This window comes from Comamonas aquatilis, from assembly GCF_965139575.1.
In the GTDB taxonomy this organism is placed as follows: Bacteria; Pseudomonadota; Gammaproteobacteria; order Burkholderiales; family Burkholderiaceae_C; genus Comamonas; species Comamonas aquatilis.
This window is the reverse complement of the sequence record NZ_CBCSIW010000017.1, coordinates 49,428-65,130: the sequence shown is the minus strand read 5'-3', so window position 1 is coordinate 65,130 and position 15,703 is coordinate 49,428. Positions and strand designations below refer to the sequence as shown.

The 15,703-nt window shown below is 63.3% G+C and carries 16 protein-coding genes; 6 read left to right on the top strand and 10 right to left on the bottom strand.

What is annotated here, in order from left to right:
* Positions 1-44 precede the first annotated feature (44 nt).
* The 4 genes from ACNAZA_RS17175 (at position 45) to pyk (ending at position 4,895) form a co-directional block, all read left to right on the top strand.
* Positions 45-887, top strand: coding sequence for a TSUP family transporter (locus ACNAZA_RS17175; protein WP_415797753.1), 843 nt, complete (start codon positions 45-47; stop codon positions 885-887).
* Between the two features lie 73 nt (positions 888-960).
* On the top strand, positions 961-2,343 hold the full coding sequence (locus ACNAZA_RS17170; protein WP_415797752.1) for an aminopeptidase P N-terminal domain-containing protein: 1,383 nt from the start codon (positions 961-963) through the stop codon (positions 2,341-2,343).
* A gap of 16 nt (positions 2,344-2,359) precedes the next feature.
* On the top strand, positions 2,360-3,136 hold the full coding sequence (locus ACNAZA_RS17165) for an abortive infection protein (protein WP_415797751.1): 777 nt from the start codon (positions 2,360-2,362) through the stop codon (positions 3,134-3,136).
* A 322-nt stretch (positions 3,137-3,458) separates the two neighbouring features.
* A complete protein-coding gene (pyk, locus tag ACNAZA_RS17160) occupies positions 3,459-4,895 on the top strand; it encodes a pyruvate kinase (protein ID WP_415797750.1) in 1,437 nt (478 codons plus the stop codon).
* Between the two features lie 173 nt (positions 4,896-5,068).
* Here pyk and ACNAZA_RS17155 read toward each other — a convergent pair whose 3' ends face one another.
* The 3 genes from ACNAZA_RS17155 to pyrF all read right to left on the bottom strand — a co-directional run bounded on the left by ACNAZA_RS17155 (position 5,069) and on the right by pyrF (position 7,949).
* Positions 5,069-6,052 (bottom strand): Bug family tripartite tricarboxylate transporter substrate binding protein, encoded by a 984-nt coding sequence (locus ACNAZA_RS17155; RefSeq protein ID WP_415797749.1) that lies wholly within the window; start codon positions 6,050-6,052, stop codon positions 5,069-5,071.
* 139 nt (positions 6,053-6,191) lie between these two features.
* Complete coding sequence (locus ACNAZA_RS17150; RefSeq protein WP_415797748.1) at positions 6,192-7,103, bottom strand: LysR family transcriptional regulator; 912 nt, start codon at positions 7,101-7,103, stop codon at positions 6,192-6,194.
* 18 nt (positions 7,104-7,121) lie between these two features.
* The gene (gene pyrF, locus ACNAZA_RS17145) at positions 7,122-7,949 is read right to left on the bottom strand and encodes an orotidine-5'-phosphate decarboxylase (protein WP_415797747.1); all 828 of its coding nucleotides are present in this window, start codon (positions 7,947-7,949) and stop codon (positions 7,122-7,124) included.
* 189 nt (positions 7,950-8,138) lie between these two features.
* Between pyrF and ACNAZA_RS17140 the strand changes: the two genes are divergently transcribed.
* Positions 8,139-9,017, top strand: a complete 879-nt coding sequence (locus tag ACNAZA_RS17140) for a DMT family transporter (protein ID WP_415797746.1) — start codon at positions 8,139-8,141, stop codon at positions 9,015-9,017.
* Between the two features lies 1 nt (position 9,018).
* Here the strand turns inward: ACNAZA_RS17140 and ACNAZA_RS17135 are convergent, their stop codons facing one another.
* The 7 genes from ACNAZA_RS17135 to def form a co-directional block, all read right to left on the bottom strand.
* Positions 9,019-9,588 carry a dihydrofolate reductase family protein gene (locus tag ACNAZA_RS17135; protein WP_415797745.1) on the bottom strand — a complete coding sequence of 190 codons (570 nt, stop codon included), beginning with the start codon at positions 9,586-9,588 and terminating at the stop codon, positions 9,019-9,021.
* A gap of 144 nt (positions 9,589-9,732) precedes the next feature.
* Positions 9,733-10,926 (bottom strand): phosphoglycerate kinase, encoded by a 1,194-nt coding sequence (locus ACNAZA_RS17130; RefSeq protein WP_415797744.1) that lies wholly within the window; start codon positions 10,924-10,926, stop codon positions 9,733-9,735.
* A 222-nt stretch (positions 10,927-11,148) separates the two neighbouring features.
* A complete protein-coding gene (locus tag ACNAZA_RS17125; RefSeq protein WP_415797743.1) occupies positions 11,149-11,481 on the bottom strand; it encodes an AzlD domain-containing protein in 333 nt (110 codons plus the stop codon).
* Complete coding sequence (locus tag ACNAZA_RS17120; protein ID WP_415797742.1) at positions 11,478-12,248, bottom strand: AzlC family ABC transporter permease; 771 nt, start codon at positions 12,246-12,248, stop codon at positions 11,478-11,480. Before ACNAZA_RS17120 ends, ACNAZA_RS17125 begins: the two co-directional genes overlap by 4 nt.
* Complete coding sequence (fmt, locus tag ACNAZA_RS17115; RefSeq protein WP_415797741.1) at positions 12,245-13,204, bottom strand: methionyl-tRNA formyltransferase; 960 nt, start codon at positions 13,202-13,204, stop codon at positions 12,245-12,247. Before fmt ends, ACNAZA_RS17120 begins: the two co-directional genes overlap by 4 nt.
* 42 nt (positions 13,205-13,246) lie before the next feature.
* On the bottom strand, positions 13,247-13,750 hold the full coding sequence (locus ACNAZA_RS17110) for a hypothetical protein (RefSeq protein ID WP_415797740.1): 504 nt from the start codon (positions 13,748-13,750) through the stop codon (positions 13,247-13,249).
* 17 nt (positions 13,751-13,767) lie between these two features.
* Positions 13,768-14,280, bottom strand: coding sequence for a peptide deformylase (gene def / locus ACNAZA_RS17105; RefSeq protein ID WP_415797739.1), 513 nt, complete (start codon positions 14,278-14,280; stop codon positions 13,768-13,770).
* A gap of 204 nt (positions 14,281-14,484) precedes the next feature.
* Here def and ACNAZA_RS17100 point away from each other — a divergent pair, with 204 nt between their 5' ends.
* Positions 14,485-15,687 carry a LysM peptidoglycan-binding domain-containing protein gene (locus ACNAZA_RS17100; RefSeq protein ID WP_415797738.1) on the top strand — a complete coding sequence of 401 codons (1,203 nt, stop codon included), beginning with the start codon at positions 14,485-14,487 and terminating at the stop codon, positions 15,685-15,687.
* Positions 15,688-15,703: the final 16 nt, after the last annotated feature.

Here is a 15,703-nt window from a genome sequence, read left to right as displayed (position 1 = left end):
GGGCCGCCAGACGCAGCATCGCTTGCGAGGACCTGGCACGCGTGATGCACATTGTTTTTTTCCTGGCCCTGGTCGCTCTGGCCACGTTCTGCCAGAACCTGACCGGCTTTGCCTTCGGGCTGATTTTTGTCGGCATCGCCGGCGCCACGCACTTGTTGAGCATCAGCGATGCGGCCAACGTGGCCTGTCTGCTGTCCCTGGTCAATGGCGTGAGCTATCTGCGCGTGCACCGCTTCACGCCCCAATGGGATCTGCTCAAACCCATGCTGCTCAGCAGTGTGATCGGCGTGGTGGGCGGCGTGGTGTTGCTGCACTGGCTCAGCGGCAATGCTTTGAACGGCTTGCGCATGTTGCTGGGCCTGGCCATTGTGTTGTGCGCCCTGCTGCTGTTGCTGCAAAAACAGGCACAGACCCAGTTATCGGGTAGCACCTCGCTGTGGCTGGCCGGCCTGTCCTCCGGCGTGCTGGGCGGCCTGTTCGCCACCCCGGGCCCGCCCATGGTCTATCACCTGTATCGCCAGCCATTCGACCGACTGCTGGTGCGCCACTGCCTGTTTTCCATGTTCATCACCTGCGCCCTGCTGCGCCTGGTCATGGTGGCCGCCGACGGGCAGATCACCATGCCGGTGCTGCTGTGGTCGAGCATGGCTTTTCCCGTGGTCACGCTGGTGACCTGGATCTGCGCCAAATATCCGCCAGCCATCCCTAGACGGATAGTGGAGTGGATGGTCTGCAGCCTGCTGATTCTCTCGGGGGTGAGTCTGCTGGTTTCCGGTTGGCAGGCAGGCCAGCCCGAGCCGGTGGTGCCCGACAACGAGACCGCCAGCCGGCCTGTGCCATCCCATCTGGCCGCCGCCAGGCTGACGGCACCGGTCTCCACGCCGTAGTCCCCGGGCGCTATCGACATAACTTGTATATGTAAGTTGATGTACAGAGCGCTTCCGGCATTACGATAGCCGGATGACTTCTGTTTATGCTCAACGCCGCGCACGCTTGGCCGCCCAGTTGGGCGACGGCGGTGTCGCCATCATCCCCACCGCTCCCGAGTTGCACCGCAACCGCGATACCGAGTATCTGTACCGCCACGACAGCTACTTCTACTACCTCACGGGCTTTAGTGAGCCCAATGCCTGCCTGGTGCTGACCAGCGACGGCCAGAGCGTGCTGTTTTGCCAGCCCAAGGATCTGGAGCGGGAAGTCTGGACCGGCATCCGCCTGGGCCCGCAAGCCGCTGTCGAGCAGCTGGAGGTGGAACAAGCCTATTCCAGCGACGAGATCAACACCCGCCTGCCACGCCTGCTGGAAAACCGCGACCGCGTCTGGTTCCCGTTTGCCACCCACCAAGGTCTGGCCGAGCAGGTCGAAGGCTGGCTCTCCCAAGTGCGCGGCCGTACGCGCTTTGGCGTGATCTGCCCCACACAGCAAGGCGATCTGTGCGCCCTGCTCGACGAGATGCGCTTGTTCAAGGACGCACATGAGCTGGACATCATGCGCCGCGCCAGCGCCATCAGCGCCCGCGCCCATATCCGCGCCATGCAACGCTCTGCACAAATGATTCGCAGCGGCCAGGAGGTGCGTGAATACCATCTGGATGCCGAGCTGTTGCACGAGTTCCGCCAGCACGGCTCGCAGTACGTGGCCTACGGTTCCATCGTGGCCGCCGGAGCCAACGCCTGCGTGCTGCACTATCAGGCCGACAAGGCCCTGGTCCGCCCCGGCGAGCTGGTGCTGATCGATGCCGGCTGCGAGCTCGACAGCTATGCCAGCGACATCACCCGTACCTTCCCGGCCAATGGCAAATTTACGGGCCCGCAGCGCGCCCTCTACGATCTGGTACTGGCCAGCCAGGAAGCGGCGGTCGCCGTCACCAAGGCCGGCAATCGCTTCAACGACCCGCACGATGCCACCGTGGCCGTGCTGGCCCAGGGCATGCTCGATTTAGGCCTGCTGGACAAGCGCAAGCACGGCACGGCGCAGGACGTGATCGATTCGCGCGCCTATTTCCAGTTCTATATGCACCGTACCGGCCACTGGCTGGGCATGGATGTGCACGACTGCGGCAGCTATGTCGAGCCCACGGAGCTGGGCGTGCTCAGCGAGCGCAAGGACCCGATCTCGGGCGAGATCATCGCCAACCGCCCCAGCCGCATTTTGCGAGCCGGCATGGTGACCACCGTCGAGCCCGGCATCTATGTGCGCCCGGCCCCCGGCGTGCCCGAGCAGTTTCACAACATCGGCATCCGGATTGAAGACGATGCCGTGGTGACCGAAACCGGCTGCGAGCTGATCACCCGCGGCGTGCCTGTCGATGCCGATGAAATCGAAGCGCTGATGCGCGACTGAAAACAGCACCGCCCCTATGACCCAAGCCACGGACCCACTCGCCGAGTACGCTCCCACGCCGCAGCAGAATCGGCGCGTGAGCATGGTGCTGTGGCTGCTGGGCCTGCCGGGTTTGCTGTCGCTGCCCAAGTCGGTACTGCCGCAGTGGCTGCCCCACAGCCACGACAGCGCACAACTGCCTCTGGCGCATTGGCTGACCATGGGCGCACTGGCCCTGCTGCTGGCTGTATCCGTGAGCGTGGGCCAGCGCCTGGGCTCGCATGTGGGCCTGAGCGCGCCCCTGCTCCATATCGGGCTCAGCGGGCGCTCTCCCTGGCGGGCCATTCGCTTTCTGAGCCTGCCCGGCATTGCCGGCGGAGTGGCAGGAGCGGCCTGGCTGGTCACGCTGGCCGTGCTCTGGCCCGAGAGTCTGTCCGTGGTCGATCCCGTCTATGCCATGCCGCTGCTGCCCAAGCTGCTGTATGGCGGCATCACGGAAGAGCTGCTGCTGCGCTACGGCGGCCTGTCGCTGGTGATGTGGCTGCTGTGGTGCCTGACCGGCGACCCCCAACGCCGCCCCGGCTGGCGGCTGGGCTGGTTCGCGGTCATTGTCACGGCCCTGATCGTGGGCTCGCTGCCCCTGCTCATGTCCTGGTCGCTGCTGGGCGCCATGACCACCGGCGTGCTGATGCAGCTGCTGCTGTGCGACATCGTCTACGGCGTCATGGCGGGCTTCATCTTCTGGCGCTATGGCATAGAAGCGGCCATCCTGGCCCATGTGATTTCCTATCTGCTCTCGCACGGGCTGGTCTGAGCGGCAGCGCAAGCGCAGCGCCATTGCCAGCTTGCGGGGCAAAACTGTTTCAACGCGGCGTTTGTCGCAACGCAGCAAGTCTGGTGCCGGCCTGGAATTTCTCCTCTGGCGCTTCATTTTTTGAAGCATCTATCGCTTATGAATCAATGACTTCAATATATTTTCATATTTAAATCATTGAAAAATATGCGCCAAACGCTATTGTTTCGGATGATTTCTGGGCACTTGCAAAGCGCCTTGACTCGCACAATGATGCAGCCATGTAACCGCATCCGTGCAAGAATTGAAACCTAATTACATCCCTTCGCTAGAGAGACATTCCATGCAAGTTCGTCGTGCTACCAAGATCGTCGCCACCCTGGGTCCGGCATCAAGTGACCCACAGCTGCTCGAGCAAATGGTGCGCGAAGGCGTGAACGTCGTGCGCCTGAACTTCAGCCACGGCAAGGCTCAGGATCACGTTGATCGCGCCACCTTGGTGCGTGAAGCGGCCAAGCGTGCCGGCCGTGAAGTCGCCATCATGGCCGACCTGCAAGGCCCCAAGATCCGCGTCGGCAAGTTTGCCGAAGGCAAGGTCATGCTGGAGCCCGGCGCCCGCTTTGTGCTGGACGCATCGCGCACCGAACCCGGCGACATCAACGGCGTGGGCCTGGATTACAAGGAATTGCCGCGTGACGTGAAGCCCGGCGACGTGCTGTTGCTCAACGACGGCCTGATCGTGATGACCGTGGAAGCCGTCCGTGGCGATGCCGTGCACGCCATCGTCAAGCTGGGCGGCGAGCTGTCCAACAACAAGGGCATCAACAAGCAAGGTGGCGGCCTGACGGCTCCCGCACTGACCGCCAAGGACATGGAAGACATCAAGACCGCGATGTCTTTCCAGGCCGACTACGTGGCCGTGAGCTTCCCCAAGAACGCCACCGACATGGAAATGGCCCGTCAGCTGTGCAACGTGGCTGCTGCCCAGTACGGCCACAAGCCCGGCCTGATCGCCAAGATCGAGCGCGCCGAAGCCATTCCCCGCCTGGAAGAGATCCTGAAAGTCTCCGACGGCATCATGGTGGCCCGTGGCGACCTGGCCGTGGAAGTCGGCCACGCTGCCGTGCCCGCTCTGCAAAAGAAGATGATCCGCATGGCGCGCGACATGGACAAGGTGGTGATTACCGCGACCCAGATGATGGAGTCCATGATCACCAACCCCGTGCCTACCCGCGCCGAAGTGAGCGACGTGGCCAACGCCGTGCTGGACGGCACCGATGCCGTGATGCTCAGCGCCGAAACCGCTGCCGGCAAGTACCCGCTGGAAACCGTGCAGGAAATGGCCGCCATCTGCGCCGCAGCCGAAGCTGCCGAAGACCGCGTCAAGGATGCCGACTTCAGCAATGCCCACTTCAAGCGCACCGACCAGGCGATTGCCATTGGCGCCCTGTTCACCGCCCACCACCTGGGTGCCAAGGCGATTGTGGCAATGACGGATTCCGGCTCCACCGCTTTGTGGATGAGCCGTCACCGCATCCACATCCCCATCTACGCACTGACGCCACGTCTGTCGACTCAGCGCAAGATGGCGCTGTACCGCAACGTCAGCCCTCTGCTGATGGACACCAGCGCCGACCGCGATACCGCGCTGGAACAGGCCAAGGACCACCTGCTGGGACGCGGCATCGTGCAATCGGGCGATGTCTATGCCATCACCTGCGGCGAGCCCATGGGCCAGCCCGGCGGTACCAATATGCTCAAGATCTGCCGGGTTGAATAAGCCCCCTGAGCGGCTTTGCCGCTTCCCCCCGAGGGGGACGGCATCTTCGCTGCGAGGCGGCTCTTGCTCGATGCCTCTGAGCTAAAGCATGCCTCATCAAAAAAGCTGCCAGCGCTTATCAATCAAGCGCTGGCAGCTTTTGTTTTGATAGCAACGCCAGGCGCTGCTCTGCATCAGTTCTCGATCTTGGCGAACTGAACAATCTTGCTGTATTTGGCGATTTCGGCATTGATGTACTTGCCGGCATCCACCTTGGGATCGGCCACCACATTGCCGGTTTCTTCCATCTTCTTGCGGAACTCGGGCGAGGCCATGGTCTCGTCCAGCGCCTTCTTGAGCTTGGCGGCGATCGGTGCGGGCAGGCCCTTGGGCGCCATCATCGCAAACCAGCTGTTGATGTCCACATTTTTGAACTGGGGCAATTCGGACAGGGCAGGAATATCGGGGGTGATGGCCGAGCGCTTGGCTTCGGTCGTACCCAGAGCCACCACCTTGCCGGCCTTGATCTGGGGCAGGCCGCTGGACAGCACAAACATGCCGAACTCGATGTTGTTGCCCACCAGATCGGTGGTCAGCGGTGCCACGCCCTTGTAGGGGACATGGGTCATGGCCAGCTTGCCCTGTTCCTTGATCAGCTCGCCGGCCAGGTGCAGGGCCGTGCCCACACCGGAGCTGCCGTAGCTGAATTTCTCGGGGTTCTTGCTGACCAGGCTCACAAACTCGGCAGCGTTCTTCACGCCGGCCTTGTGCGAGGCCACCAGCACCATGGGCTGGGAGCCGACCAGACCGATGGGCGTGAAGTCGCCGATGTTGTACTTCACGGCCTTGTTGATCAGCTTGGCAATGGCCAGCTCATTGTTGGCACCCACCATGATGGTGTAGCCGTCAGCGGCAGCCTTGGCCACTTTTTGCGCACCGATGGCGCCACCGGCGCCGCCCACGTTCTCCACCACCACGGGCTGGCCCAGGCGGGTGGACAGGCCATCGGCCACCAGACGGCCCACCAGATCGGTGCTGCCGCCTGCGGGGTAGCCCACGACCATGGTGATGGCGCGGCTGGGGTAGTTGTCGGCCGCCAGCGCGGGCACGGCGGCAGAGGCCGCCAGCATCAGGCCTGCGGCCACGGCGGTGCGACGGGAGATTTTTGTGTTTTGCATGGAGCTATTCCGAATCTGTATGACGCCGATTGTGCGAACACCGAGAAAGACATTTGGTGCCGATACAGCACGAACAGGTGCTGATTAGGCACTATAAAGGCGATGGGGCGCTGCCCGGCAGGTCCAGAACCCGCATGCGCTAGCCGGGCTGGGTAATATCGCTCCAGAACTGCTCGGCCGCCGCGCCCAGGTGGCGCTTGGGCCGGTACAGGCGCACGTCGAAGTGCACGTCCAGGCTGCTGTCGCCCGCCAGGGCCAGACGGCCGGCTTGGCAATCGCGCTGCACCATGGACCAGGGCATCCAGGCCACGCCCAGGCCTTTGAGCACGTACTCGTAATTGGCATCGGCCGAATCACATTCAATGCAGCGGCGCAGACGCGGCGTGAGCGGATTGTTGCTGAGGTAATCCTCCACCAGCCGCCCCAGGGCCATGCTGCGCGAGAACGCCAGATACGGCACCGCGCTGGCCCCCGGCTGCTGGCTGCCGGCCAGATGAAACAGCGCCCGGCCGTCGGCATCGGCCCGCGCCACCGGCACCAGCTTGTCGTGCGCCACGGTGAGATAGCTGAACTGGCGGCCGTCCAGCCGCACGGCAATGGCCGCATGGTGGTAGAGCAGGGAGAAGCTCACCTCCCCGCGCTGCAACATGGCCACGGCTTCATCCAGCGTGCGGGTAATGACGCGCATCTGCGCCGTCTGCAGCACCGCGCTGTAGCGGGCCAGCCAGTCCGCCACGATGGTGCGCGCCAGCGTGCGGCCCGTGACCAGGGTGATCACATGGGCCTGGCGCCCGGCCACGGCCTGCAGTTCGTCGTGCGACTGGGCCAGCATGCGCACCATCTGCTCGGCGGTATCGCGAAAGGCCTCGCCGGCGGGCGTCAGGCGCACGGCGCCGCTGCCGGGTTCAATCAGCGCCGTGCCCGCCCAGGCCTCGAGCGCACGGATGCGGCGGCCAAAAGCCGGATGGGTGACATGGCGCATCTCCGCCGCACGGGTGAAGCTGCGCTCCTGGGCCAGGAGCAAAAAGTCTTCCAGCCATTTGCCTTGCATGGCCAGCGACCCGGTCCGTCAGGCCTTGGCGGCCGCTTGCAGCATGGCGCGGGTGGCCATGGCGGCCTGACGGGCCGCCGCAGCAAAATCATCGCCCTGCGAGGCGTACAGAATGGCGCGCGAGGAATTGATGATGATGGGGCCACCGCCGATGCGGGCTGCCTTCACCGTCGCCACGGCATCGCCGCCCTGGGCGCCCACGCCGGGAATCAGCAGGGGCAAATTAGGAGCGACGGCGCGCACGCGCTCGATCTCATGCGGGCGGGTGGCGCCCACCACCAGACCCAGCTGGCCGTTGGTATTCCACGGGCCCTGAGCCAGCTTGGCCACATGTTCGAACATCTGGGGGTTGCCGGGCACATCGGCCAGGGTTTGCGCCTGCAGATCGTCACCGCCGGGGTTGGAGGTGCGGCACAGCAGGAAGGCGCCCTTGCCTTCGTACTTCAGATAAGGCGTGATCGAGTCAAAGCCCATAAAGGGCGACAGGGTCACGGCATCGGCTCCATAGCGCTCGAAAGCTTCCTTGGCGTATTGCTCGGCGGTGGAGCCGATGTCGCCGCGCTTGGCGTCCAGAATCACCGGCACATGAGGTGCCACGCGGCGCATATGCGCCATCAGCTTTTCCAGCTGGTCTTCGGCACGGTGGGCGGCAAAGTAGGCGATCTGGGGCTTGAAGCTGTTCACCAGATCATGGGTGGCATCGACAATGGCCGCGCAGAAATCGTAAATCTTGGAGGCGTCGCCCTGCATGGCACCAGGAAAGCGGCTGGGTTCGGGGTCCAGACCCACGCAAAGCATGGATTCGTTGCGCGTGGACGCGTCGCGCAGCATGTCGAGGAAAGTCATGAGGGGCGATTTTAATTGCTCCCCTCTTCCAAGCCCTGCTGCAGGTCTTGCGACAGGCCGTAACGCAGGCATGCCCCGGCAAAGAGACACCGAGGAAGGGCCGTCCCGCACCGATGGTGTCGTCCCCCTCCCGCAAAGCGAGAGAGGGGGAAGCGGCGAAGCCGCTCAGGGGGAGATAATTCATCTCTTATGCCTTCGTTCACCCCCAAACAACTTGTACTTCTTGTCGCACTCACCATCGTCTGGGGCCTGAACTGGCCGGTGATGAAGCTGGGCGTGCAGCACTTTCCGCCCCTGTCCTTTCGCATGGTCAGCATGTGGATCGGCCTGCCCATACTGGCTGTGTTTGTCACCACCAAAGGCCTGCCGCTGACGATTCCGCGCAGCTACTGGGGACAGCTGGCCAAGCTCACGCTGTTCAACATGGTGCTCTGGCACTGCCTGATCATCATCGCCATTCCCACGCTCTCCAGCGGCCGGGCAGCGATTCTGGGCTATACCATGCCCATTTTTTCAGCCGTTTTTGGCAGCCTGTTCTTCAAGGACAAGCTGAGCCTGCGGGCCTGGGCCGGCGTGGGCGCGGCCTTCCTGGGCGTCTTGCTGCTGCTGTGGCACGAGGTGGGAGCGCTGGGCAGCAAGCCCCTGGGCGTCATCCTCATGCTGATCGCCGCCGCCGGCTGGGCCTGGGGCACCCAGCTGCTGCGCCGCGCCGAAGCGCCTGTGCCACTGATGACGCTGTCGCTGTGGATGGTGGCCATCACCACCGTGGTGCTCACCGTGCTGGCCTTTGTCTTTGAACGAAAACAATGGCATGCCCCCGACCAGAGCGCGCTGGCTGCTATCGCTTTCAATGGCGTCCTGGTGTTGGGCTTTGCCCAGGCCGTGTGGTTTTACCTGGCCCGCAGTCTGCCGCCCGTGGCCTCCACTCTGAGCGTGATGATGATCCCCGTGCTGGGCGTCTTCGTCGGCGCCTGGTGGTTGGGCGAAGTGCTGCACTGGCAGGACTGGACGGCAGTCTGTCTGATGGTGGTGGCGATTGCATCGGTGCTGTGGCCTAGCAAGTCCTAGTTCACAGCACGTCCGGCGCCGCCTTGCGCACCGCATAACGCAGCTCGGCCATGCCGGCGCCCATTTGCCGGACCGACTGCAATTGCAGCACCGGGCTCAGCACTCTGCGGGGAAACAGCGGCTTGCCCGCGCCCAGAGTGGCCGAGCCTATCTGGACGATGATTTCGTCAAGCAGACCGGCATCATGGAACTGCCCCGCCAGATCGCCGCCGCCCACAATCCAGAGATTCCGGCCACCGGCCGCCGCCTGCATCTGCGCAAATACCGGACGCACATCGCCGCTGACAAAGCGCACATCCGCGCCTTCGATCAAGGGCAGCGGGCGGCTGGAGAAAACCCAGGTAGGCTGCGAATAAGGCCAGGCTGCTCCGGTTTCCTTCAACACCGCCTCGGCGTTGCGGACCATCCACTCATAGGTGGAGGAGCCCATGGCCAGGGCGCCCACTTCGGCGATGAAATCCGGATAGCTGGACTGGGCCAGACTGCCCAGGGGGAAAAGCCAATCGATGCAATCGTCTTCTGTCGCGAGAAAGCCATCGAGGCTGGCGGCGGTGTAGTACTGGCTTGGCATGGTGTTGCGTAGTTTGCCTTGGTGGTGCACCTCTGCCAATCAAAGCAGCTATCAAAAGCAAAGGCCTGCCAGGGTGAACCGGGCAGGCCATCAGATTTCATAGCAATCAGCGTTTACTCAACAAACGCTTCAGCTCGAAACGCCTCAAGCGTTGGTGCGCTTTTCCAGAATTTCGAAGGCGGGCAAGGTCTTGCCTTCCAGCACTTCCAGGAAAGCGCCGCCACCGGTGGAGATGTAGCCGACCTTGTCTTCGATACCGTACTTGGCAATCGCAGCCAGGGTGTCGCCACCGCCGGCAATGCTGAAGGCCGGCGATTCGGCAATCGCTTCGGCAATCACCTTGGTGCCGTTGGCAAACTGATCGAACTCGAACACACCCACGGGGCCGTTCCAGACGATGGTGCCAGCCTTCTTGAGCTGGGCGGCCAGCTTGGCGGCAGTTTCCGGGCCAATGTCCAGAATCATGTCGTCGTCGGCCACTTCGGTAGCCTTCTTGACGGTGGCCACGGCATCGGCGGCAAAGGTCTTGGCGGTCACCACGTCCGTAGGAATCGGCACTTCAGCACCGCGCGCAGCCATGGCGGCAATCACGGCCTTGGCCTGGTCCAGCAGATCGGGTTCGGCCAGGGACTTGCCGATCTTCAGGCCGGCAGCCAGCATGAAGGTGTTGGCAATGCCGCCGCCCACGATGAGCTGGTCCACCTTGTCGGCCAGGCTGGTCAAAATGGTCAGCTTGGTCGAGACCTTGGAGCCGGCCACGATGGCGGCCAGCGGACGGGCCGGAGCGGCCAGGGCCTTGTTCAGCGCGTCGATTTCGGCCGACAGCAGCGGGCCGGCGCAGGCGATGGGCGCGTATTCGGCGATGCCGTAGGTTGTGCCTTCGGCGCGGTGGGCCGTGCCAAAAGCGTCGTTCACATAGATGTCGCAGAGCTTGGCCAGCTTTTGGGCCAGCTCGGGCTTGTTCTTCTTCTCGCCCACATTGACACGGCAGTTTTCCAACAGCACGACCTGACCGGGGGCCACTTCCACACCGTCCACCCAGTTGGCGACCAGGGGCACTTCGCGACCCAGCAGCTCGCCCAGGCGCTTGGCCACGGGAGCCAGCGAGTCGGCAGGCTTGAATTCGCCTTCGGTGGGGCGGCCCAGATGGCTGGTGACCATCACGGCAGCGCCGGCCTTCAGTGCCATCTCGATGGCAGGCACCGAGGCGCGCACGCGGGTGTCTTCGGTGATTTCACCGGCGTCGTTCAGAGGAACGTTCAGATCGGCACGGATGAAAACGCGTTGGCCCTGGGCTTTGCCTTGGGCGCACAGATCGGAGAAGCGGATGATGTTCATGCAGCAAAAAAGCGACCCACAGAGTCGCCCGTACAAAGGTTGGAAAAGCGAAGAATTGGGCCTATTTTAGGGCCCTCGCCTCCATCCAGGTGCACGGCCTGCCGCTTACTCGACTCAAAATCAGGAGCATCATCCGCAGGTGGTAACTGGGTTTCAAGCCCACACACCTTCAAAATCAGCAAAAACAGGAGCGCAACACTCCTGCTGTCGCTAGCGCTGGGGCTACCAACCCAGGCCTATGTGCAGCGGCAAATAGATCGCCATGCCCAAAGCAATGGTGCCCAGAATGCTGCGCTTGTAAAAAAAGTACAGCACCGCAACGGCCAATGCCGGCAGGCGCGCATCGGCCAGGGTGCGGATCAGCTCGCCGTTGCTCATCACGATCTCGGGCGCGATCACCGCCGCCAGGGCCGCCAGCGGCGCGTATTTGAGCCCGCGCTTGAGCCAGTGGGGCAGTGGAATCTCATTCTTGGGAATCAGAAAGAAGGCGCGGGTAATGAGGGTGATCAGCGCCAGCCCTATGCAGGCGATCACGATCCAGAAGCTGCTCATCATGGCTGCTCTCCCTTGCGCTCGACGGGAGGCAATTGTCTGGCCTGCTTTTGCAGCTGTTCGGCCATCAGGCCTGCGGCCACGGCAGCGGCAATCGCCACCAGGATATTGAGCTTGAGCGGCAACGCAAACGCGGCCACTGCCGCCGTGCAGGCCACAATCGATGCCACCCAGGTAGCGCGGTCGTTGAGCATGGACAGCAACACGCCCAGCAGTGCCAGCACCCCGGCAAAGCCCAGACCCCAGGACAGCGGAATCTGATCGGCCAGGAAAATACCCAGCGTGGACGGAATCTGCCAGGCCAGCCAGTTGGTCAGTGAGGCGCCCCAGAAATATGGCACTTGCTCCGCCTGGGGCTTGGCCTCGGGGTAGCGGCGCATGAAGTTCACAAAGATCACATCGCCGCTGAAATAGGCCACGCCCAGACGGTGGCGCAGGCTCAGATGCTCGAAATAGCTGCGCCACATGCTCGACAGGATCACAAAGCGCAGATTCACGCAAATGGCGGTGAACCACACCACCCACAGCGGAGCGCCCACGGCCATCAGCGGCAACACCGCCAGCTGGGCGCTGCCCGCATAGACGGTCAAGCCCATGAACAGTGCCAAGGGCACGGACAGCCCGCTTTTGACCATGGCCACGCCGGTGACCAGACCCCAGGCGGCAATGCCCAGGGCCGTGCCCGCCATCTCGCGCGAGCCGACCCAGAAAAACGGATCTTTGACTATGGATCTGGCCCGCTGGCCTAGAGTGAGGACTGCAGAGTTCATGCTAAGGCCGAGCCCAGCACCGCACCTGCAGGCAATTCAAAGCCGCGCAAGAAGTCGCCAGCCGCCAGGCGCTTGCCGCCGGCACGCTGCAGCAGCGTCATATTGAGCACGCCGCTGCCGCAGGCCACACGCACACCCTGGGCGTCGGCCGAAAGCACGGTGCCGGCTGCGCCGCTGCCATCTTCGGCCCGGGCTTCCCAGACCTTGATGGCTTCGCTACCCAGGCTGGTGGCTCCGCCGGGAAAGGGGTTGAAGGCGCGCAGGCGGCGGGCGATCAGCTCCGCGCTCTCACTCCAGTCGATCAGGCTCTCGGCCTTCTCAATTTTGTGAGCGTAGGTCACGCCTTCGGCGGGCTGGGGCGTACGGTTCAGGCCACCGCAGGCGGCCAGCTCCAGTGCTTCCACAATCAGGCTGCCACCGAGTTCGGCCAGCTTGTCGTGCAGGCTAGCCGTGGTGTCGTCGGCCGCAATCGGCAGGCGCTCGATCAGGCACATATCGCCGGTATCCAGGCCCGCGTCCATCTGCATGATGGTCACACCGGTCTCGGTATCGCCGGCTTCGATCGCCCGGTGAATAGGGGCTGCGCCGCGCCAGCGGGGCAGCAGGCTGGCGTGAATATTCAGACAGCCCAGACGCGGCGTATCCAGCACCCATTGCGGCAGGATCAGACCATAGGCGGCCACCACCATCACATCGGCCTGGGCTGCGTCGATCGCGGCCTTGGCCGCTGCGGCTTCTTCAGGGTATTTGCCGTCCAGCCGCAGGCTCATGGGCTGAGACACGGCAATGCCATGCTCGAGCGCGCATTGCTTGACGGGCGAAGCCTGCAGCTTCATGCCGCGACCCGCAGGGCGGTCGGGCTGGGTCAGCACCAGAGGGACTTCAAAACCTGCGACCAGCAGGCGCTCCAGGGCGACACGCGCAAATTCGGGCGTGCCCGCAAAAATGACTTTCATGGGACTCACAGATAAATAGGGGCTGCCGCGCAGCGCGGCAAATCAGCGATGCGGCTCGCGGATGTACATGGCCTCGTCGGTAAACATGGTTTTGCGCACCACGCCCGCCGGGTCAATATGCACATGGGCACGCCGAGGAAAACCATTGTCCAGAAAACGGTAGGTCCAGATGTCGCCTTGGAAGCTGTAAACCCTCTCGACTTGCGCGGGAGGGCCAAACGTCTTGCGCACGCTGTCTCGGGTGTCCACGCCATTTCTGAGCGCAAAGAAGTGGGCCGTATCCAGTACCTGTTCCACGCGCACCAGTTGCTGGCGGGCGTCGAAATCCATGTGATAGACCTGCTGACCGGCAGGCTGGCGGCTGTAGACCAGACGGGTGCCGCCATCGGGCAAGGGCAGGACCTCGGTGGGCTTGCCCATGCCTTTTTCCACCTCGGCCCGGGGCATGCCGGGCTTTTGCCACTCGGGCACCATGCACCCCGCCAGCCCCACCACCAGCGCCAGCAGGCTGGCGAACATCAAGGTGCGTGTGCGGGTGGTGGACATGGTGAACTCCCGGGCTATCAGCCTCTGTCTGCCAGCTTCTGGGCCTTGACGAGCTTGGTCTTGATGCGGTTGCGCTTCAGGGGCGAGAGGTATTCCACAAACACCTTGCCCATGAGGTGGTCCATCTCGTGCTGCATGCAGATGGCCAGCATGCCTTCGGCTTCGATCTCGCGGCTGTTGCCGTTTTCATCGAGGGCCTTGACCTTGACGGCCACGGAACGCTCCACGCCGTCATAGATACCGGGCACGGAAAGGCAGCCTTCTTCGCCCAGCTGCGTTTCCTCGCTGGCCCAGACGATTTCCGGGTTGATCAGCACCAGCGGCTCATTGCGCTCTTCGGAAACGTCAATCACCACCACTCGCTCATGCACATCGATCTGCGTGGCGGCCAGGCCAATGCCCTGGGCGTCATACATGGTCTCGAGCATGTTTTTCACCAGGGTCTGGATGCGCTCATCCACTTGCGCCACAGGCTTGGCAACCTTGTGCAGACGGGGATCGGGAAAGCAGAGAATGGGAAGAATGGCCATGGCAAGTCGGTAAATGTGTCGTTATTGTCCCCACTTTTGCGGCGAAATGCTTTGCGCAATACCAATAAGCGTTGATCGATCAAGGCCTTGCATCGAGAATTTGCGCTGATTTGTAAGACTTGTGTGGTCAGTTGTGCCAAGATCAGCCACACCACAGCGACGTGAGGGACGCTGTCGAAAATGACGCCCGTCAGAAGGACTTTCATGACTGTATTTGCCACCGCTCGCACCTTGAGCATCGGGGCCACGCTGCTTGCCGCCACCTTGACCTCGGCATATGCCCAGAGCTATCCGGTGACGGCCACCCAGCGCTCCACCGCCCAGCAAGTGGCCCAGCAAGGCATTCCCGAGAGCGAGCTGGCAGCCGGCGCCCCCGAGCGCTACACCGTCAAGCGCGGCGATACGCTGTGGGGCATCTCCGGCCTGTATCTGCGCAAGCCCTGGCGCTGGCCCGATCTGTGGGGCATGAACCTGGGCGCCATCGCCAACCCCCATCTGATCTACCCCGGCCAGGTGCTGTATCTGGTGCGCAGCAACGGCTATGCCCGCCTGTCCACCACGGCCCCCGGCGGCGAGCCCGGCGTGGTGCGTCTGTCGCCTCACACACGTGAATCCTCGCTGTCCGAACTGGCCCTGCCCACGCTGCCACCGCATCTGATCGAGCCTTTCCTGGCCGAGCCGCTGATCGTGGACGCTGGCACGCTGCAGCGGGCACCCCGCATCATCGCCACCACCGACAAGCGCGTGCTCATGGCCAGCGGAGACCGCGCCTATGTGCGCAGCTCCGACGGCAGCCCCGTGCTCAAGCAAGCTGGCTCTCCCGACAGCTTCCGCGTCTTCCGCGATGCCAAGCCGCTCAAGGACCCGATCACTGCCGAAGTGCTGGGCTATGAAGCCAAATACCTGGGCCTGGCCAAGCTGGTGGATGGCGAGAGCGTGGTGCAACTGCCCCAGGGCAATGGCGACACCGCCACCCAGGCCAGCCCGGCCACCGTGGATCTGATCAAGGCCAAAAACGAAATCTATACCGGCGACCGCCTGCTGCCCGCGCCACCGCAGGAGTTCATCAACTACGTGCCCCATGCGCCAAAGACGGATGTGCATGCCACGGTGGTCTCCATCTACGGCGATTCGGCCGCGCTCTATGCCTCGCAAAACCAGGTGATCGCCATCAACCGGGGTCAGCAAGACGGCATGGACATAGGCACGGTGCTGGAAGTCATCAGCACGGGCGCACGCATCGTGGACAAGACCACCCGCAGCCGCGATGTGGTGCAACTGCCCGACGAGCGCAACGGTTACGCCATGGTCTTCAAGGTGTTTGACCGCGTCTCCTACGCCCTCATCACCACCGCCCAGCGCGGCGTGACCGTAGGCGACAAGCTGCTCACGCCCACAGACCATTGAGACCCAGAGAGCTGCC